This is a genomic window from Brachybacterium sp. AOP24-D1-21 (assembly GCF_052378665.1).
GTDB lineage: Bacteria > Actinomycetota > Actinomycetes > Actinomycetales > Dermabacteraceae > Brachybacterium.
In genome coordinates this window covers 591,137-608,829 of sequence record NZ_JBQSXX010000002.1, presented here as the reverse complement: position 1 = coordinate 608,829, position 17,693 = coordinate 591,137, and the positions used below count along the sequence as shown (strand labels likewise).

Annotated in this window: 16 protein-coding genes; 6 read left to right on the top strand and 10 right to left on the bottom strand. The window is 68.5% G+C overall.

Translation table 11 applies throughout. The features are described from left to right. Positions 1-43: 43 nt before the first annotated feature. Positions 44-829, bottom strand: coding sequence for a fumarylacetoacetate hydrolase family protein (locus ACT3UF_RS17415; RefSeq protein WP_441445970.1), 786 nt, complete (start codon positions 827-829; stop codon positions 44-46). 34 nt (positions 830-863) lie between these two features. Next, complete coding sequence (locus ACT3UF_RS17410) at positions 864-1,004, bottom strand: hypothetical protein (RefSeq protein WP_441445971.1); 141 nt, start codon at positions 1,002-1,004, stop codon at positions 864-866. A gap of 115 nt (positions 1,005-1,119) precedes the next feature. Between ACT3UF_RS17410 and ACT3UF_RS17405 the strand changes: the two genes are divergently transcribed. Both ACT3UF_RS17405 and ACT3UF_RS17400 read left to right on the top strand, forming a co-directional pair. Next, entirely contained in the window at positions 1,120-2,217 is a 1,098-nt protein-coding gene (locus ACT3UF_RS17405; protein WP_444592513.1) for an Atu2307/SP_0267 family LLM class monooxygenase, read from the top strand. Positions 2,218-2,399: 182 nt separating this feature from the next. Then, positions 2,400-3,275, top strand: coding sequence for a hypothetical protein (locus ACT3UF_RS17400; protein WP_444592514.1), 876 nt, complete (start codon positions 2,400-2,402; stop codon positions 3,273-3,275). Between the two features lie 9 nt (positions 3,276-3,284). Here ACT3UF_RS17400 and ACT3UF_RS17395 read toward each other — a convergent pair whose 3' ends face one another. Next, the gene (locus ACT3UF_RS17395) at positions 3,285-4,226 is read right to left on the bottom strand and encodes a hypothetical protein (RefSeq protein ID WP_441445974.1); all 942 of its coding nucleotides are present in this window, start codon (positions 4,224-4,226) and stop codon (positions 3,285-3,287) included. 123 nt (positions 4,227-4,349) lie between these two features. Here ACT3UF_RS17395 and ACT3UF_RS17390 point away from each other — a divergent pair, with 123 nt between their 5' ends. Both ACT3UF_RS17390 and ACT3UF_RS17385 read left to right on the top strand, forming a co-directional pair. Continuing rightward, on the top strand, positions 4,350-4,877 hold the full coding sequence (locus ACT3UF_RS17390; RefSeq protein ID WP_441445975.1) for a PH domain-containing protein: 528 nt from the start codon (positions 4,350-4,352) through the stop codon (positions 4,875-4,877). A 105-nt stretch (positions 4,878-4,982) separates the two neighbouring features. Further along, positions 4,983-5,609, top strand: a complete 627-nt coding sequence (locus ACT3UF_RS17385) for a hypothetical protein (RefSeq protein WP_442332109.1) — start codon at positions 4,983-4,985, stop codon at positions 5,607-5,609. On the opposite strand, the gene ACT3UF_RS17380 is transcribed toward ACT3UF_RS17385, so the two are convergent. Further along, complete coding sequence (locus ACT3UF_RS17380) at positions 5,548-6,090, bottom strand: DUF2199 domain-containing protein (protein ID WP_441445977.1); 543 nt, start codon at positions 6,088-6,090, stop codon at positions 5,548-5,550. The genes ACT3UF_RS17385 and ACT3UF_RS17380 overlap by 62 nt on opposite strands. Before the next feature lie 174 nt (positions 6,091-6,264). On the opposite strand from ACT3UF_RS17380, the gene ACT3UF_RS17375 reads away from it, so the two are divergent. Beyond that, a complete protein-coding gene (locus ACT3UF_RS17375) occupies positions 6,265-7,218 on the top strand; it encodes a 3-methyladenine DNA glycosylase (protein ID WP_441445978.1) in 954 nt (317 codons plus the stop codon). 73 nt (positions 7,219-7,291) lie between these two features. Then, a complete protein-coding gene (locus ACT3UF_RS17370) occupies positions 7,292-9,853 on the top strand; it encodes a DEAD/DEAH box helicase (protein ID WP_444592515.1) in 2,562 nt (853 codons plus the stop codon). 143 nt (positions 9,854-9,996) lie between these two features. On the opposite strand, the gene ACT3UF_RS17365 is transcribed toward ACT3UF_RS17370, so the two are convergent. The 6 genes from ACT3UF_RS17365 to ACT3UF_RS17340 all read right to left on the bottom strand — a co-directional run bounded on the left by ACT3UF_RS17365 (position 9,997) and on the right by ACT3UF_RS17340 (position 17,674). Further along, the gene (locus tag ACT3UF_RS17365; protein ID WP_444592516.1) at positions 9,997-10,287 is read right to left on the bottom strand and encodes a hypothetical protein; all 291 of its coding nucleotides are present in this window, start codon (positions 10,285-10,287) and stop codon (positions 9,997-9,999) included. A gap of 141 nt (positions 10,288-10,428) precedes the next feature. Further along, positions 10,429-10,701 (bottom strand): DUF6457 domain-containing protein, encoded by a 273-nt coding sequence (locus ACT3UF_RS17360; RefSeq protein WP_441445981.1) that lies wholly within the window; start codon positions 10,699-10,701, stop codon positions 10,429-10,431. Continuing rightward, the gene (gene narI / locus ACT3UF_RS17355; protein WP_441445982.1) at positions 10,701-11,432 is read right to left on the bottom strand and encodes a respiratory nitrate reductase subunit gamma; all 732 of its coding nucleotides are present in this window, start codon (positions 11,430-11,432) and stop codon (positions 10,701-10,703) included. Before narI ends, ACT3UF_RS17360 begins: the two co-directional genes overlap by 1 nt. Further along, positions 11,429-12,250 carry a nitrate reductase molybdenum cofactor assembly chaperone gene (gene narJ, locus ACT3UF_RS17350; RefSeq protein ID WP_441445983.1) on the bottom strand — a complete coding sequence of 274 codons (822 nt, stop codon included), beginning with the start codon at positions 12,248-12,250 and terminating at the stop codon, positions 11,429-11,431. Before narJ ends, narI begins: the two co-directional genes overlap by 4 nt. Continuing rightward, the gene (gene narH / locus ACT3UF_RS17345) at positions 12,250-13,884 is read right to left on the bottom strand and encodes a nitrate reductase subunit beta (RefSeq protein ID WP_441445984.1); all 1,635 of its coding nucleotides are present in this window, start codon (positions 13,882-13,884) and stop codon (positions 12,250-12,252) included. Before narH ends, narJ begins: the two co-directional genes overlap by 1 nt. Before the next feature lie 34 nt (positions 13,885-13,918). Beyond that, the gene (locus ACT3UF_RS17340) at positions 13,919-17,674 is read right to left on the bottom strand and encodes a nitrate reductase subunit alpha (RefSeq protein ID WP_441445985.1); all 3,756 of its coding nucleotides are present in this window, start codon (positions 17,672-17,674) and stop codon (positions 13,919-13,921) included. Positions 17,675-17,693: the final 19 nt, after the last annotated feature.

Here is a 17,693-nt window from a genome sequence, read left to right as displayed (position 1 = left end):
GCTCCTGAGGAGTTGTCGAGGATGAGGGGCGAGGCCGTGCTGCTCAACGGCGCACGATCGGATTGGTCAAGGTGCCGATGCCCTCGATGGTGATGTCGACCGAGACGCCGGCGGGGACGCTCCGCACACCGGCGGGTGTACCGGTCAGGACGAGATCGCCGGGCAGCAGGGTGACCACGGAGGAGATCTCCGCGATCAGCTCAGCGACGGAGCGGACCATGTCCGCAGTACTGCCCTGCTGTGCGATCTCGCCGTCGACGGCGCTGGAGATGGCGAGCCCCGCACCGGCTGCGGGATCCAGGTCGGTCTCGATCCACGGCCCGATGGGGCACGAGGTGTCGAAGGCCTTGGCCCGGAACCACTGATCCTCCTCCCGCTGCGCATCGCGTGCGGTGAGGTCATTGGCGCAGGTGTATCCGAGCACATGGTCGGCGACCTGCTCGGGGGTGAGGTTCTTGGCCATCCGCTTGATGACCACGGCGAGCTCGGCCTCGAGGCTCACCTCCTGGCTGTAGGAGGGCAGCACCACGGGATCGCCGGGGCCGACGACTGCGGTGTTGGGCTTGAGGAAGTAGAGCGCCTGCTCCGGCACCTCGTTGCCCATCTCTGCGGCGTGCGCCGCGTAGTTGCGGCCGACGCACACCACCTTCGAGCGAGGGATGACGGGGGCCAGCAGGCGCACGTCCTCGAGCGGCACGACGGTGCCGGTGGGTCGGATCTCTGTATACAGGGGGTCACCGGTGATCCCATAGACCATGTCCCGGCCATCCTTCTCCTGGACGATGCCGTACATGGGGTCTTCACCGGTGGTGAATCGGGCGATACGCATGCCCGCCAGTCTAGAGCGTCACTCGTCGGCCCCTTCAGCGACCTCGGCGCCGGCGATCTCGGCACCAGATCTCGGCATCAGATATCTCGGCATCAGATCTCGCCGCGTCCTCCTCGACGGAGGTGATGGCGATCATGGCCCGGGTGGTCTCGCCGGCGCCGAGCGTGCAGGTCATCCCCACGCTGTCCGGCGGTCCAGGTCTCGACGCCCTTTCCAGCATGTACTACGCTATACTTGAATCATCAACGACTCTTGGCGCAGGTGCCTGCGTCGCAGAATGGAGCTCCTCCGTGACTGACCCGACCACGACCGCATCCGACCTCTCACGGCTGACCTTCGGCCTGGACACCTTCGGCGACGTCACCGTCGACGCACACGGGGCCCCGGTGCCGGCCTCGCAGGTGATCCGTGACGTGATCGCGCAGGGCGAGCTCGCGGAAAGCGTGGGCATCGATCACTTCTCGGTCGGCGAGCATCACCGTCCCGACTTCGCCATCAGCGCGCCCGACATGGTGCTCGCCGCCCTCGCCACCCGGACCGAGCGGATCACCCTCGGCACCGCCGTGATCGTGCTCAGCTCCGACGACCCTCTGCGCGTGGTCGAGCGGTTCTCGACTCTGGATGCGCTGTCGCAGGGCCGCGCGGAGCTGACGGTGGGGCGTGGTTCGTTCACGGAGTCGTTCCCGCTGTTCGGGTTCGCGCTGCAGGACTACGAGACGCTCTTCGAGGAGAAGCTGGATCTGCTCTCCGCCGCGATCACCGGGGAGCCGATCACCTGGTCCGGCACCACCCGTGCCCCGCTGAAGGCGCAGTCTCTCTATCCGCCGCTCGAGCGCGCGCTGCCCACCTGGGTCGCCGTGGGCGGCAGCCCGAACTCGGTGGTGCGGGCGGCCCGCCACCGCCTGCCCCTGATGCTCGCGATCATCGGCGGCGCCGCCGACCGCTTCGCCCCGTACGTCCGGCTGTTCCACGAGGCGAACGAGAAGCTGGGCAACGGCCGACTCCCCGTCGGGGTCCACTCCCCCGGCCACATCGCCGCCGACGACGCGACCGCGCGGGAGCAGCTGGCCCCGCACTGGATCCACAACCGCAACGAGATCGGGCGGGAGCGTGGCTGGGGTCCCTCGGGCATCGCCGAGTTCGATGCCGAGATGCAGCATGGGGCGCTGTACGTCGGTTCTCCGGAGACGGTGGCGCACAGGATCGCGACGACGATCCGCACCCTCGGCGTGGACCGCTTCGATCTGAAGTACGCGAGCGGGCCGATGCCGCACGAGCAGCTGATGGAGTCGATCCGGCTGTACGGCACCGAGGTCATCCCGCGCGTGCGCGAGCTGCTCGCGGCGCGGCCCGACACCGAAATGGACTCGCCCTTCGACGAGGCGTGATGAGGGCTCACGTCACCGCGGTGCCTCCCGCAGCAGGAACGAGCGGATCCTCAGCTCCGTCTCCTCGCTGCTGATCCCGTCCAGGACGTCACGGCACCAGCGGATGAGCGAAGCGCTGGCTCCAGGGCGGGTTCTCTGGTCCGTGAGGAAGCGTGCCGGAGCGGCCACCGTAGGCTGACCCCATGAACGATCGGGAGATCACCACGAACGAGAGCACCGGCACCTCGCGCGAGCGCCGCATCGCGACCGCGGCCGCCGCTCTGGCCCGGCACGCGGACCCCGGGCCCACCGCTCTGGGCAGCCTGACCGACGAGCAGCTCGTGGTGCTCCACGGGACGAGCAAAGCCCCCGCACTGCTCACGCCGTGGCTCGACCGCTCGACGGCTACGGACGCGCAGCGCGAACTGCTGCTGTCCTCGGCGGCGCGCGGACAGCTCGCCGCGGGTGCCATCGCGCCTGAGGGCACTCTGGCGAAGGTTGAGGGGCGCGAACCCGTCGGCGACCCGGAAGACCTCCTCCCGACCGCGCTGCCGGCCGGGATCGTGGGGCGCCGCGTGTATTCCAGTCGGCGTGTCACGGCGACTGACCTCGACGATCCTGCGCGCGGCGCGATCCAGGCCTTCGCCGATCTCGACGGCACCGTGATGCAGGAGCAGATCTCCGCCAACGGGATCCACCACTTCACCATGAGCAGCGTCGACAGCGCGGCGCGGGTCCAGGTCCTCTGGCTGCTGGGCGCCCCCGATCCCGAGAGCGCCCCGACCGAGGAGCAGGCCGCGGAGGTCCGCTCCGGGACGCTCGAGGAGCTCACGGCTGATCCGGAGATCGGTGTCCTCCTCTCCTCCGCCACCCGACGGGTACGGATCCTCGCCGAGGATCGCGCCGAGGGCGTCGAGCAGGTGCTCTGGGTGCTCCACGACGGAGAATCCACCGTCGCGCTCCAGCCCTCGGAACATGGCACCGGAGCGCCCTCCCTCGAGGCCTCCGTGCTCGAGGTCGTGCGCGTGGGTCCGGACGGACTGCGCGCTCAGCTCGCGGAGTTCATGACCTCCGGCTGAGGGCCGGGTTCAGCCGAAGACCAGGTCGCCGACGCCCTCGACGATGCGCTGGGGACCGTCGATGATCGGGTCGAGGATCGGGACAGCGTCCCGGATCCCCTCGCTGCTGTCCTGGAAGAGGTCCTGGGCACCGTCGAGCACGGTGTCCGTCCCCTCGCGCAGCCCGCTCCATCCCGTGAGCATCTCGACCACGTCCCCGGGCGCCTCCAGCAGCGCACGCGAGGGCGACCCCCCGCCGACCGAATCCGGGTTGTGCGCGGTCGCGACCGTCAGGCCGTTCCACGCGATGTCCAGGGCACCGGTCGCGATGCCTCCGATGCCACCGATGAGCTTCGTCACGGGGTGGGGGATCATGCCGACCGTCGTGAACGCCAGGTCCAGGCCGTTGATGTTGTAGGTGATGGCCGCATCGAGCACACCGAACAGGTCCCCGTCCTGGAAGGCCTGCAACCCGTCATAGACCGCGATGCCCATCGTGGATGCATCGCCGACGATGTTTAGGACGTCCCCCCAGGTGCCGACGTCGAACATTCCGACGACGTCGATGGCCGAGGTGACCCCGGCGAAGATGTCGAGCCCCAGCAGACCGTCCTCGCCGAGGAGATCGCCCCAGAAGCCATCGCTCTGGAGCGGCTCGTAGTCCTCGAGCCACTGGGTGATGGTGTCCCAGAGCGAGCCGCCGCCGTCCCCGTCGCTCGCCGCGTCCTGCTCCTCCGCCTCGCGCCGGAGCCCCTCGAGGCGGCGCCGCAGATCCTCGAGCGCCTCCTCGATGCGTTCGAGCACCCGGGACTCGAAGTCCTCGCGGAAGCGCTCGGCGTCCGGCCCGATCCAGGTCGCCGTGCGCACCGCGATGCCGAGTCGCAGGGAGAGCCCATCGAGCTGGCGCGCGCGGGTGTCGGTCAGCTCGGCCTGTGCGCGCAGCGCCTCGGTGTCAGCCCCCAGGAATGTCATCGGTCCCCACCTCGTCCTCGCGTCGTCGTCTCTGCTCGAAGAGTAGACAGCGGCCTGCGTCCGCGCGATGGGGAGCACTCCCCATCACCGCGCTCTCCCGGAGCGGTGCGGCATCATGGGGACGTGCCATCGACTCATTCCGGCAGCCCGGTCATCCTCTTCCGCGCCCCCACCCGTCCCTGGGCACTCGTCGTCGCCACCGCACTCTCCGTGGTGGTGCTGCTGCCCCTGGCCATCCTGCTCGCCGTGCTGGGCGTGGTCGCCGACTCCGCCTCCGGCATCGTGCTCGGACTGGTCGCGGGCGTCCTCGTCCTGCTTCTCGGCTGCCTGCTGGTGGTCTCCGCACGCCAGCGCTTCACCGTGACGACGGCGGGGATCGATGTCGCCTCGTATCTCCGTACCCGCCACCTCCCCTGGTCGAGCATCCGACTGGTGCGCGTGGGACCGCCGACGGTCTTCTCGCCGCGGGCCACCGAGCTCGTCCTCGCCGACGGCTCGACGGTGCGGCCCTTCGCCACCTCGATGAACTTCGCCCTGTGGCGCGGAGAGACCCCGCTCTCCCACGGCGCCGACGGAACCGCACCCACCCGCTGCACCCTCGCCGCGATCGACGCGCACCGCCGCTACCTGGCCGGGGAGTTCGGGCGGTGAGAGTGCTCTCCGTCGTCGAGGCGCGGCAGCAGCCGCAGCCTGCGGCGCGGCCGGTATCCTGCGGATTGGTGCCGAGCGGCACCGCCCGAGCCGGAGGCCACCAGGATGATCAGTCCACCCCGCCCAGCAGATGACGGCACGCCGCTGTATGTCGCGCCGACCCGGGGATACCGCTGGCTGATGCTCGTGCTCCTGGGCGTGCTGGCGGTGCTCGCACTGGTGGTCCTCGCCCTCGCAATCTTCATCGCCTGGCAGATTGCTGCGAAGCTCTCGACCGCCGCAGCGGTGGTGATCCTGGTGGTGTTCGGGTTCCTGATCGTGCTGCTGCTGGCGCTGATTGTGGTCAACGCGGTGCTGCAGTCCTCGATGGTGTTCGCCGTGACCACGCAGGGCCTCACCTTCGCCCCTCCCTACCGCAGGGCACGGTTCGTGCCCTGGGCGCAGGTGGCGGCGATCGAGCCTTCTCGCGGGATGTTGATGCGAGGCGCGGTCGCGGTGGTGCTCGAGGACGGCGCTCGCCTGACCGCTTCCCTCACGAACGCCTCCGCCGGCTACGCGCATCCTCCGGCCCCGTCCCATCTGAGCCCCGACAACGGTGCCCCGGCGCCGTTGCGCGCGGCGCTCGACGGGCTCGCCCGGTATCGGCGTGGCGAGTTCGCCGAGCCGCGGCTCAGGCCTCCGGGTCCTCCAGCAGCATCGAACGGATTCGCAGCTCGGCCTCCTGCCGGCTGATGCCCTCCTGTTCCTCCCGCACCAGAGAGTGCCCGGAGAACTCCTCCGGCACGATCAGGGGCGGCATCCGGCCGGGGACGATCACCCGGACAGGAACGGACAGCGATTCCTCGCACCCCGGCAGCTCGCTGGCGAGCGTGCCCAGGTAGCTCCCGCGGAATTGCGGTTGCTCCCAGTGCTCGACGACGTCGAGATAGTCGTTCTCGCTCACCTGGATCCACGGCATGAAGACCAGCATCGCCGCCTCCCCGCGGACCGGGAGGGACAGATATCCCGTGAGGTAGCAGTCGATCGAGCCGCCGTTCTCGATCAGGCACAGCTCATCGGTGGACCGGGCGCGCATCAGCTGCTCCCGGGGGCTCAGGCGCAGGTATGCCTCCGGGCGCGTGAACTCAATCAGCGGCCAGGGGTTCGCCACAGTGCCGTCGGCCCCCTCGTGGCGGTGACCGCAGCCGGCGCAGTCATAGTCGATACCTGGCATCTCGGACGCTCCTTCTCCTGCGACGCCCTGCCGCGGGATGGGCACCACCGTAGGAATCCTCGATGCCTCGAGGCCATGGCGATCGCCTCGCTGTGGACGGGGGTCCGCTGGGGAGGAACCGTGGGGTGCTCGTAGGATGGATCGGTCATCGACCCACCCGCTCCCGGAGGCCCCGTGAACTTCCCGCCCCTCGCCGCCCCGGCGCACACGCTGTCGGCCGAGGACGCCGCGGCGGCCCGCCGCGCGCACGAGGACCGGGCCGACGCGCTGACCGCAGCCCATCGCGCACGGCGCCTCCGCGGCGAGAAGCACGCGGTCGAGGACTTCCTGTTCACCTACTACCCGTTCTCCCCCGCCAGGCTGAGGCGCTGGCACCCGGGATGGGAGGTCGCCTACGACGCGGCAGCGGACCTCGGGGCCGACGGCGAGCCCGCGATCGCAGACGTGGACGAGGCAGGACGCCGCTCCTGGTACGTCGACGGCCCCGGGCAGGTTCCAATGCGCCGCGCCGATGCCACGCGATACCTCGCCGAGCGCGGTGACGCACTCGGCTTCATGACGCGGCTGCTCTCGGCGTCCTCGCTCACGCGGCGGCGGCCGGAGTTCGGCTGCTTCGGCCTGCACGAGTGGGCGATGGTGCACCGCGTGCCCGAGGGCGAGCAGCGTCATGAGAATCTTCCGCTGCGGCTCTCTCCGGCGGAGACCGACGCGGTCGTCGAGCGGGAGAACCTGGTGTGCTCCCATATCGATGCCTTCCGCTTCTTCACCCCGTCGGCAGCGCCGCGCAACTCCCTGGAGCCCACTCGCGCCTCCCAGGTCCAGAACGACAACCCGGCCTGTCTCCATGTCGGGATGGACCTCTACAAGTGGGCGATGAAGCTCACCCCGCTGGTGCCGTCGGCTCTCGTGCTGGACTGCTTCGAGCACGCGCGCGAGACCCGGGTGCTGGACATGGAGGCGAGCCCGTACGACGTGCGTCCGCTGGGCTATGGGGTGGTCGCGATCGAGACGCCCGCAGGGAAGGGCGAGTACGTGCGGCGACAGCGTGCGCTGGCCGCACGGGCCGATTCCCTGCGAGAGCGGCTGCTGGCCGTGGTCTTCCCGCTGGCCGAGGCCATTGCGGTCTGAGAGGCACCGCGCGACGGACCGCTATCTCCGCGGAGAGTTCGGCGGTGTCCGAGCGCCCTGGCAGACTGGGACCATGCCCCTCCTGATGCCGTTCCTGCCCGACAGCTCCGCCGACGCCGGACAGGACGCGATCGTCGACGGGTTCATCGCGGCCCAGGAGTCCGTGGGCCGCACCCTGTACCCGCATCAGGAGGAGTCGCTGCTGGCGATCGCCGCCGGTGATCATGTCATCGCCGCGACGCCGACCGGCTCCGGCAAGACCACGATCGCGTACGCCGCGATCTTCGCCGCCATGGCCCGCGGGGAGAAGTCGTACTACACCGCCCCGATCAAGGCACTGGTGAGCGAGAAGTTCTTCGACCTGGTCGCACAGTTCGGTGCGGAGAACGTGGGCATGATGACCGGCGACTCGGCCGTCAACCACGACGCACCGATCATCGTGTGCACCGCGGAGATCTTCGCCAACCACGCACTGCGTGACGGGCCCGGCAGCGACGTGGGCCTGGCGGTGATGGACGAGTTCCACTACTACGGCGACTCCCAGCGCGGATGGGCCTGGCAGGTGCCCCTTGTCGAGCTGCCCGACTGCCAGTTCGTGCTCATGAGCGCGACCCTCGGGGACGTGACGCGCTTCGTCGAGGACCTCAGCGAGCGGACCGAGCGGGACGTGACCGTCATCGATGATGCCCCGCGCCCGGTGCCACTGGACTTCCGGTGGTCGCTCGAGCCGCTGCCGGAGACGATCACCACGATCCTCACCGACCGTGATGCCCCCGTCTACATCGTCCACTTCACCCAGAAGGATGCCCTCGAACAGGCGCAGGCGCTCCAGGGCCAGAAGATCCTCTCCGCGGAGGAGAAGGTCCAGATCCGCGAGATCATCGGGGACTTCCGCTTCTCGAAGGGCTTCGGGCAGATCCTGTCCAGGCTCGTGCGCGAGGGCATCGGCGTGCACCACGCAGGGATGCTGCCGAAGTACCGGCGACTGGTGGAGAAGCTCGCCCAGTCCGGGCTGCTGAAGATCATCTGCGGCACCGACACCCTCGGGGTCGGCATCAACGTGCCGATCCGCACCGTGCTGCTGACGGGCCTGGCGAAGTTCGACGGCAAGCGCATGCGGCTGCTGAACGCGCGTGAGTTCCACCAGATCGCGGGCCGTGCCGGCCGCGCCGGCTACGACACGATCGGCCACGTGGTGGTGCAGGCACCGGTCTGGACGATCGAGTTCGAGAAGGAGCGGGCCAAGCATCGTGCCCGCGAGGAGGCGGGCAAGGTCTCCAACAATGCCAAGAAGCGCAAGAAGGAGCCCAAGCCGCGGATCCCCGAGGGTGCGATCTCCTGGTCCGAGGTGACCATGACCAAGCTGGTCGAGAACGCCCCGGAGCCGCTGCGGCCGCATCTGAAGATCACCGCGGGCATGGTGCTCGCGCTGATCTCCCGGCCGGGCGATGCGATCTCCGCGGGCCGGCACCTGATCATGACCAGCCATCAGACCACCGGGCAGAAGCTGAAACTGGTCAAAGACGGTGTGGAGATCTTCCGCGGGCTCAAGGACGCCGAGATCATCGAGGTGCTCGACGCACCCGACCATCTCGGCCGACGCTTCGCCCTGGTGGAGGACCTGCAGCTGGACTTCACCATGAACCAGCCGCTGGCGCCCTTCGCCATCGCGATGATCGACTCTCTCGACGAGGAGTCCGAGTCCCTCACCCTGGACACCGTCTCGATCATCGAGGCCGTCCTCGAGGACCCGCGTCAGATCCTGCTCGCGCAGCAGAACTCCGCGAAGGGCGAGCTGCTCGGAGAGCTCAAGGCCGATGGCGTCGAGTACACCGAGCGGATGGCCCGGCTCGATCAGGTCACCTGGCCGAAGCCGCTCGAGGAGGACCTCGAGGCGGCGCTCGAGATCTATGCGCGCTCCCGCCCATGGGTGCGCTCCGACGAGCTGTCCCCCAAATCCGTGGTCCGCGAGATCTACGAGACCGGGCAGACCTTCAGCGAGTTCGTGCAGCGCTATGGGCTGCAGCGCTCCGAGGGCATCGTGCTGCGCTATCTCTCCGACGCCTACCAGGCGATGCGCCGCACCATTCCGCAGGACCTGCGCACCGAGGATCTCGAGGACCTGATCGAATGGCTCGGCGTGCTGGTGCGCGGCATCGATTCGTCGCTGCTGGATGAATGGGAGGCGCTCACCCACCCGGAGGATGCCGACCCCGACGGCGCCTCGGAGATCCGACCCACCACCCCGCGTGGGCTCTCCGCGCAGACTAAAGTGCTGCGCACGATGGTGCGCGCCGCCATGTGGCAGCGCGTCGAGCATTTCGCCTTCGAGCGCGAGGCGCGCCTGGCGGAGCTCGACGGCGGATCCGGCTGGGACCGGTCGCGCTGGGCGGCGGTGATGGACGAGTATTACGACACCTACGACGACGTCGGCATCGACGGTCCCGCGCGCTCGCCGCAGCTGCTGCAGATCACGGAGGAGTCGAAGCTCTGGCGGATCCGGCAGGTACTCGCGGATCCCGATCGGAACCACGACTGGGCGATCGAGGCGGAGCTCGACCTCGAAGCGACCGACGAGGCGGGCGAGCCGGTGCTCGCGATCACGCACGTCGGAGATGCCTCGACCCGTCCCTGATCATCGAGGCCCCGCGCGGAGCCGGGGCCCGGAGGCGCGGGCCGGAATCGGGGTCCGGAATCGGGGTCCGGGTGCAGAGAAGGCCGCCGTCCACCGGACGACGGCCTTGCTCCCTTCGATCGCGCCACTGGCGCGATCCGTTGCTACTGAGGGGTCGCCTGCCCCCACGGGTTGACCTCAACCCAGGGGTTCACCTCGACCCAGGGATTCACCTCGACGGCAGGCGTCTTGGCCTTCCAAGGATTCACCTCGACCCACGGGTTCACTTCGACCGCAGGCTTGGTCACCTTCCACGGGTTCACCTCGACCGCAGATGCGGCTCCGGCCCCCGCGACGCCGAGCGCGAGCCCGAGAGCGACGCCTCCGGCCAGCGTGGCGGCACGCGCCCATCGGCGGCGCGGCCGCAGCATTCCGTCCTTCTGTGCACTCACCATGTTCATCCTCTCGAGGTAAGCATCAGCGGCCCAGGAGGAAGCCCGCTCGCCCCAGGATACCTGTTGTGAGAGCGATCACAAGCGCTTCGCCTCGGCACGAGACGGGGAGAGACGGGACGGGGTCGATCACCTTCGGTGAGGTCAGACGGGGGCCCGCTCGAGGGTCACGGCCTCGACCGCGGCGCACGCCTCCTCGAGGCTCGCCCCGCGCGCCACTGCCGCGCCGACGAGGAAAGCGGAGATCGGGGCCATCGAGCGCTGGACGCCCTCGGCGACCACGCCCGTCATGAGATGGACACGATCCACATCGAGATCCACGCCGGAGACCTCGAGCCGCTCCGCCACTCGGTCCAGCCAGGGCAGCAGGGTGCTCTCCCAGTCATCCTGCCGTGTCACCGGAGGCTTCGCCGCCATCAGAACTTCACCTTCTCCCAGCCGCGCCGCTCGGCTTCTTTACGGGGGTCCTTGCTGCGGTAGACGATGTACGGCCGGGTCAGGTAGCCCAACGGAGCGGCGAAGACGTGCACCAGGCGGGTGAAGGGCCAGATAGCGAACAGCGAGAGAGCGCTGAGCACGTGCAGCTGGAAGAAGATCGGCGCCTGGCTCATCAGCTCCGTAGAAGGCTGCAGGGTCCAGAACTGGCGGAACCAGATCGAGACGCCCTCCCGGTAGTCGTAGGTGCCCACCGCAGTGTGCACCACGGTCGCCAGCACCCCGCAGAGGATGGTCATCGCCAGCAGCAGGTACATGAGCTTGTCCCCGGCGGTGGTCGCGCCGAAGACGCGACGGTTCGTGCGCCGGCGGTAGAGCAGGATCAGCAGCCCGCCCACGCATGCCACTGCCGCGGCCAGACCGATGATGATGGCCATCAGGTGGTACATGTGATCGGAGATCCCGACGAACTGGGTCCAGGACTTCGGGATGCCCAGACCCACGACATGCCCGAAGAAGATCCCGATGATCCCGTAGTGGAACATCGGCGAGCCGATCGAGAGCAGCTTGGACTCGTAGATCTGGCTGGACCGGGTGGTCCAGCCGAAACGGTCCTGGCGGAACCGCCAGACGTGCCCGAGCACGAACACGGCGAGCACCATGTAGGGGAACACCACCCACAGCAGCAGCTGGAGCGTCGTCGGGTCGTTCATGAGGGTCGTCCTCTCAACAGGTCCACGGGGACAGGTCCAGGGGCCTTGGCATCGGAGCTGCAGGAGCTGGCGGCGAAGGTCCTCCCGGCGAGATCTCCGGCATCGCCGTCGAGACCGTAGCCGTCCAGCCCCACGGTCTCTTCCTCAGGACCCTCCTGCGCGAGCTGCATGACCGCGGAGCGGTCATCGGCGTCCAGCGGAGGCAGGGTCGAGCACAGCGCCACCAGCGCACCGTGCCAGGGAGAGGAGATATCGGCCAGGTGCAGGCGCAGCAGCTCCACGCCGGGCCGGTTGGAGCGCAGGATCTTCGCACCCCGTTCGGCGTCATGAGCTGCACCGAACTCGAGCACCACCGGCAGGTGGTCCGGCAGCTCCTCGCTGCCGATCTCGAGGCCCGCGGTGCGGAAATCCTGCTTGATGCGCAGCAGCGCCATGCCGCGGCGGCGGGTGTCGCCGTGGCTGAAATAGGTCAGGTGCAGGCAGCCGCGTCGGCGCGTGTCGAAGGTGTCGACGTACTCCTCCTGCACCGAGATCTCGTCACGCTCGTCGAGGATGTCCACGGTGCGCAGCAGCGCCGAGCGGGTCGGCTCCGGGAGCCCGGACGCCAGCTCGCGCACCGCGGGATAGCGCGCGATGGTGTCCCGGTCCGGGTAGGTCAGCAACCACGAGACCGCGATCCAGGTGATGCGCAGCTGCTCGGTGGTCATCCCGGAGGCATGCAGCAGGTCCTTCGGCGTCCGCCCCCGTGGGGGCAGGGTCGCGACGGCTCCTGCGCCAGGATCGCTGCGTCGGCTCAGCAGCCGTGCCAGGGCGCCCATCAGGCGCTCCCGGTGGCAGGGGCCGGGAACAGGCCGTCGGGCCGTCCGTTGCCGTCCCAGTTCAACAGGTTGATCCGCACACCCTCGGGGCGATCGACGGCGTTCTCCCGACGCTTGCTCGAGAACCCGGGGCCGGACATCCCCATCGACTCCTCGGGCAGGGACATGCCCATGCCGGGACCGCCGGGCACGTTCAGCGAGCAGTCCGTGCCGGTGCCTTCGAGGTCGTGGGCCGATTCGGCGTGGCCGACGGGGATCACGTACCGGTCCTCGTACTTCGCGATCGCGAGCAGACGGTACATGTCCTGCATCGTCTCGCCGTCCATGCCGACGGCATTCGCGATCCCCTCCCGTGGCTCCTTGCCGAGGTTGATGTCGCGCATGTACGAGCGCATCGCGGCCATGCGGTACAGCACCCGCTCCACCGTGGGGACGTCCCCCGCGGTGAACAGGTTCGCGAGGTACTCCACCGGGATCCGCAGCGCATCGATCGCGGCGAACAGGTTCTCCGCGTCCTCGGCGTCGTAACCGGTGTCCCTGACCACGTCCACGACCGGCGACAGCGGCGGGATGTACCAGACCATCGGCATCGTGCGGTACTCGGGGTGCAGCGGGAGCGCGACCTCGTAGTCCTTGATCAGCTTGTAGGTCGGCGACTTCTGGGCGGCGAGGATCCAGTCGTGATGGATCCCGGCGGCCTCAGCCCCCCGGATGACCTCGGGGTCGTGCGGGTCCAGGATGATGTCCATCTGGGCCCGGTAGAGCTCCTGCTCGTCCGTGATCGACGCGGCCTGGGTGACCCGGTCCGCGTCGTAGAGCACCAGCCCGATGTACCGCAGCCGGCCCACGCAGGTCTCGGCGCAGACCGTGGGCTCCCCCTGCTCGATGCGGGGGTAGCAGAAGGTGCACTTCTCGGCCTTGCCGGTCTGGTGGTTGAAGTAGATCTTCTTGTACGGGCAACCGGTGATGCACATGCGCCAGCCTCGGCAGTCATCCTGATCGACCAGGACGATGCCGTCCTCCTCGCGCTTGTAGATGGCGCCGGAAGGGCAGGAGGCCACGCAGGTGGGGTTCAGGCAGTGCTCGCAGATGCGCGGCAGGTAGAACATGAAGGTCTGGTCGAACTCGAACTGGACCTTGTCCTCGATGCCCTTGAGCATCGGGTCCTTGTCCTTGTGCAGGTAGGTCCCGCCCAGGTCATCGTCCCAGTTGCCGGACCACTGGATATCCAGCCGTTCACCGGTGATCAGCGATTTCGGGGGCGCGGTGGGGATGTTCGGCGAGTTCGCGGGGGCGTTGAGCAGGTTGTCGTACTCGTAGGTCCACGGCTCGTAGTAGTCCTCGATGCTCGGCAGCTTCGGATTCGAGAACAGCTGCATCAGCTTGGTGATGCGGCCGCCGGCCTTGAGCTTCAGGCGCCCGTTCTTCCCCAGCTCCCAGCCGCCCTTCCACTTCTCCTGGTCCTCGTAGCCACGGGGGTACCCCTGGCCGGGACGAGTCTCGACGTTGTTGAACCACATGTACTCCGTGCCGGAACGGTTGGTCCATGCCTGCTTGCAGGTCACCGAGCAGGTGTGGCAGCCGATGCACTTGTCGAGGTTCATCACCATCGACATCTGGGCCATGACTCTCATCGCGGCTCTCCTTCGCTCTGCGTTGTAGGGGGGCTCAGTACTCGACCGGGGTGGTGCGCTTGCGGATCATCGTGACCTCATCGCGCTGGTTCCCCGTCGGCCCGTAGTAGTTGAAGGCATAGGACAGCTGGCCGTACCCACCGATCAGGTGCGAGGGCTTGAGCATGATGCGGGTCAGAGAGTTCGTGACACCACCGCGCTTGCCGTCCCGCTCGGTCAGCGGCACGTTGACAGTGCGCTCCTGGCCATGATGCATGAACGCGGTGCCCTTGGGCATGCGGTGGCTGACCACGGCGCGGGCGGCGACCACGCCGTTGCGGTTGACGGCCTCGACCCAGTCGTTGTCCGTGATCCCGACGGCCTCGGCGTCCTCGACGCTCATCCAGATGTTCTGACCACCACGGGAGAGGTTCATCATGTAGAAGTTCTCCTGGTACATGGAGTGGATCGCCCACTTGTTGTGCGGGGTCAGATACCGCACGGAGATCGAGGTCCCCGCCTCGTCCTTGTCGCCCAGCGGCCGCTCTCCGAACAGGGCGGTCATATCCAGCGGGGGCCGGAACACCGGCAGCGCCTCCCCCATCTCCAGCATCCAGTCGTGGTCGAGGTAGTAGTGCTGCCGACCGGTGAGGGTGTGCCAGGGCTTCTTGCGCTCGACGTTGATCGTGAAGGGGCTGTAGCGGCGTCCCCCGGTCTCCGAACCAGACCACTCCGGGCTCGTGATCACCGGGACCGGCGCGGCCTTGGTGTCCGCGAAGTGGATCCGCTTGCCCTCATGCTCCGCGGCGAGGTCGTGGAGCTTCGTGCCGGTGCGCTTCTCGAGAGTCTTGAATCCCGCAGTGGCCATGTGCCCGTTGGTGGTTCCGGACAGCCCCAGGATGAACTCGCAGGCCTGCAGGTCCGTCTCGAGCTTGGGACGGCCCGCGGCAGGGCCGGTGCGGTGACGGCCGTTGAGCTCCCCGAGCTCGTTCACGTACTGCTTCACGTCGAAGGTCACGCCCTTGGCGGTCATCCCGAGCGTCTCCAGCAGCGGCCCGATCGAGGTGTACTTCGCGTGGATCTGGGTGTAGTCCCGCTCCACCTCCACCAGGGTGGGCATCGTGCGCCCCGGGATCGGTTCGCACTCACCGAACTTCCAGTCCTTGACCCGACCGTGCGGGGTGGCCAGCTCCCCGGGGGTGTCGTGCTGCAGCGGGAAGGCGACGACGTCCTGGCGGGTTCCCAGATGAGTCTCGGCCAGCTCGCTGAACTTCTCCGCGATCGTCGCCCAGGTCTCCCAGTCGGTGCGGGATTCCCAGGGGTTGGAGATCGCGGGGTTGAAGGAGTGGATGAAGGGGTGCATGTCCGTGGTGGAGAGGTCGTGCTTCTCGTACCAGGTCGCAGCTGGCAGCACCACATCGGAGTGCAGGGTCTGACTCGTCATCCGGAAGTCGAGGGTGAGCATCAGGTCGATCTTGCCGATGGGCGCCTCGTCCCTCCACTTCACATCGCGCGGGCGCAGGTGCTCCGGGGTCTCCTCCTCGGTGGCGGCGCTGTCCACCCCCAGCAGGTGCCGGAAGAAGTACTGGTCGCCCTTGGCGGAGGAACCCAGGGTGTTCGCCCGCCAGACGGACCAGATCTTGGGGTGGTTCTGCGGAGCGTCGGGGTCCTCGGCAGCGAAGTTGATCCCGCCGCTCTTGAGCTGGTCCACCAGATACGGGATCGTCTCCTCGCCCGCTTCCGCAGCACGAACGGCGACGTCCAGGGAACTGATGTCGAACTGCGGGTAGAACGGTTGCCAGCCCAGCCGCTGGGACAGCGCCACGGCATCGGCCGTGGTGGTGTTCGCGAACTTCCCTGCTCCGGTGGTCGCGGCGAGGGTGTCCGCTCCGAAGCGGTCGTAGCGCCACTGGTCGGTGTGCATGTACCAGTAGGTGGTCTGAGTCATCTGCCGCGGCGGGCGGGACCAGTCCAGGGCGTTGGCGAGGTGCAGCCACCCGGTGAGGGGACGCACCTTCTCCTGGCCGACGTAATGGGCCCAGCCGCCGCCGTTGACGCCCTGGGTGCCGCAGAGGTTGGTCAGGGTGAGGAAGGAGCGGTAGATGGTGTCGGAGTGGAACCAGTGGTTGGTGCCGGCGCCCATGATGATCATCGAGCGGCCGCCGGAGTCGATCGCGTTCTGGGCGAACTCCCGAGCGATCCGGGCCGCCGCCTGCCCGGGCACACCGGTGATGGTCTCCTGCCAGGCCGGGGTGTACAGCGACTCGGCGTCATCGAGGCCGGCCGCCCACTGCCCGGGCAGTCCTTCCCTGCCCACGCCGTACTCGGCCAGCAGCAGATCGAAGACGGTGGTGACGGTGCGGCCGTCGACGGTGCGCACCGGGACGCCGCGGGGGACGTCGCCGCGGCCGCCCTGACCGACGGTGTCGAAGCGGGGCAGCAGCACCTCGGCCATTCCCTCGTGATGGCCCAGCAGGGACAGGGCGGGATCGAGGTCGCCCAGCTCGAGGTTCCACCGGCCTTCGCCGTCAGCCGAGTAGCGGTGGCCGAGGGTGCCGTTGGGCACCACCACCTCGCCGGTGACCGTATCGAACATCATCGGCTTGAAGTCCGCATGCTCGGTGGTCGCCTCGGCGGTGCGGTGCTCCCCCGCCTCGCTCGCGACCAGGAACTTGCCCGGCACCACCGAACCGTCCTCGCGGGTCTCGAGCTGCACCAGGAACGGCAGGTCGGTGTACTGCTTCGAGTACGACTCGAAGTAGGGGACCTGCTTGTCCACATAGAACTCGCGCAGGATGGTGTGCCCCATCGACATCGCGAGCGCCGCATCGGTGCCGGGATGCGGGGCGAGCCATTCGTCGGCGAACTTCACGGACTCGGCGTAGTCGGGGGCCACCGAGATGACCTTCTGGCCGCGGTACCGGGCCTCGACCATCCAGTGGGCGTCCGGGGTACGGGTCAGCGGAACGTTCGAGCCCCACATGATGAGGTAGGCGGCGTCCCACCAGTCACCGGACTCCGGCACGTCGGTCTGGTCGCCGAACACCTGCGGGGAGGCCGGCGGCAGATCGGCGTACCAGTCGTAGAAGGACAGCATCGAGGCGCCGATGAGCTGGTGGAAGCGGGCACCGGAGGAGAAGGACACCTGGCTCATCGCCGGGATCGGCGAGAAGCCGGTCGCACGGTCGGGCCCAAACTCCTTGATGGTGTGCACGTAGGCGGCGGAGACCATCTCCACGGCCTCGTCCCAGGAGGCGCGCACCAGCCCGCCCTTGCCACGGGCGCGCTTGTAGCGCATCGCCTTCTCCGGGTCCGAGACGATCGCCTTCCAGGCCAGGACCGGGTCGTGGCCCGGTGCCTTCGCCTTCTCCTCCCGATACATGCGCAGCAGCTCGGAACGCACGTAGGGGTAGCGCACACGGGTGGGTGAATAGGTGTACCAGGAGAAGGAGGCGCCGCGGGGGCAGCCGCGCGGCTCGTACTCGGGCTTGTCGGGGCCGGCCGAGGGGTAGTCCGTCTCCTGGGACTCCCAGGTGATCACGCCGTCCTTGACGTAGACCTTCCATGAGCAGGAGCCGGTGCAGTTCACGCCGTGGGTGGAGCGCACCACCTTGTCGTGACTCCAGCGTTCGCGGTAGAAGGAGTCGCCGCTGCGCCCGCCCACCTTGTGCGTCTCACGGTTGTCCTCGCTGATCTTCTCCGAGCGGCTGAACATCTTGCGCGCGCCGATGAGGGCGTCGAACAGCGGGGAGTCGACCGAAGCGGCCTTGGCCGGACGGTTCTTCGGTGCCTGACGGTCCTGGATGGTCATGGGTGCTCCTCCTGGGAAC

Excerpts from the sequence above, each read along its gene's own strand:
- ACT3UF_RS17370 (WP_444592515.1), top strand. The coding sequence starts at position 7,292 with ATGCCCCTCCTGATGCCGTTCCTGCCCGACAGCTCCGCCGACGCCGGA.
- ACT3UF_RS17415 (WP_441445970.1), bottom strand. The coding sequence starts at position 829 with ATGCGTATCGCCCGATTCACCACCGGTGAAGACCCCATGTACGGCATC.
- ACT3UF_RS17380 (WP_441445977.1), bottom strand. The coding sequence starts at position 6,090 with ATGCCAGGTATCGACTATGACTGCGCCGGCTGCGGTCACCGCCACGAG.
- ACT3UF_RS17400 (WP_444592514.1), top strand. The coding sequence starts at position 2,400 with ATGAACGATCGGGAGATCACCACGAACGAGAGCACCGGCACCTCGCGC.
- narJ (WP_441445983.1), bottom strand. The coding sequence starts at position 12,250 with ATGGGCGCCCTGGCACGGCTGCTGAGCCGACGCAGCGATCCTGGCGCA.
- ACT3UF_RS17360 (WP_441445981.1), bottom strand. The coding sequence starts at position 10,701 with ATGGCGGCGAAGCCTCCGGTGACACGGCAGGATGACTGGGAGAGCACC.
- ACT3UF_RS17365 (WP_444592516.1), bottom strand. The coding sequence starts at position 10,287 with ATGGTGAGTGCACAGAAGGACGGAATGCTGCGGCCGCGCCGCCGATGG.
- ACT3UF_RS17395 (WP_441445974.1), bottom strand. The coding sequence starts at position 4,226 with ATGACATTCCTGGGGGCTGACACCGAGGCGCTGCGCGCACAGGCCGAG.
- ACT3UF_RS17385 (WP_442332109.1), top strand. The coding sequence starts at position 4,983 with ATGATCAGTCCACCCCGCCCAGCAGATGACGGCACGCCGCTGTATGTC.
- ACT3UF_RS17410 (WP_441445971.1), bottom strand. The coding sequence starts at position 1,004 with ATGACCTGCACGCTCGGCGCCGGCGAGACCACCCGGGCCATGATCGCC.
- narI (WP_441445982.1), bottom strand. The coding sequence starts at position 11,432 with ATGAACGACCCGACGACGCTCCAGCTGCTGCTGTGGGTGGTGTTCCCC.
- narH (WP_441445984.1), bottom strand. The coding sequence starts at position 13,884 with ATGAGAGTCATGGCCCAGATGTCGATGGTGATGAACCTCGACAAGTGC.
- ACT3UF_RS17340 (WP_441445985.1), bottom strand. The coding sequence starts at position 17,674 with ATGACCATCCAGGACCGTCAGGCACCGAAGAACCGTCCGGCCAAGGCC.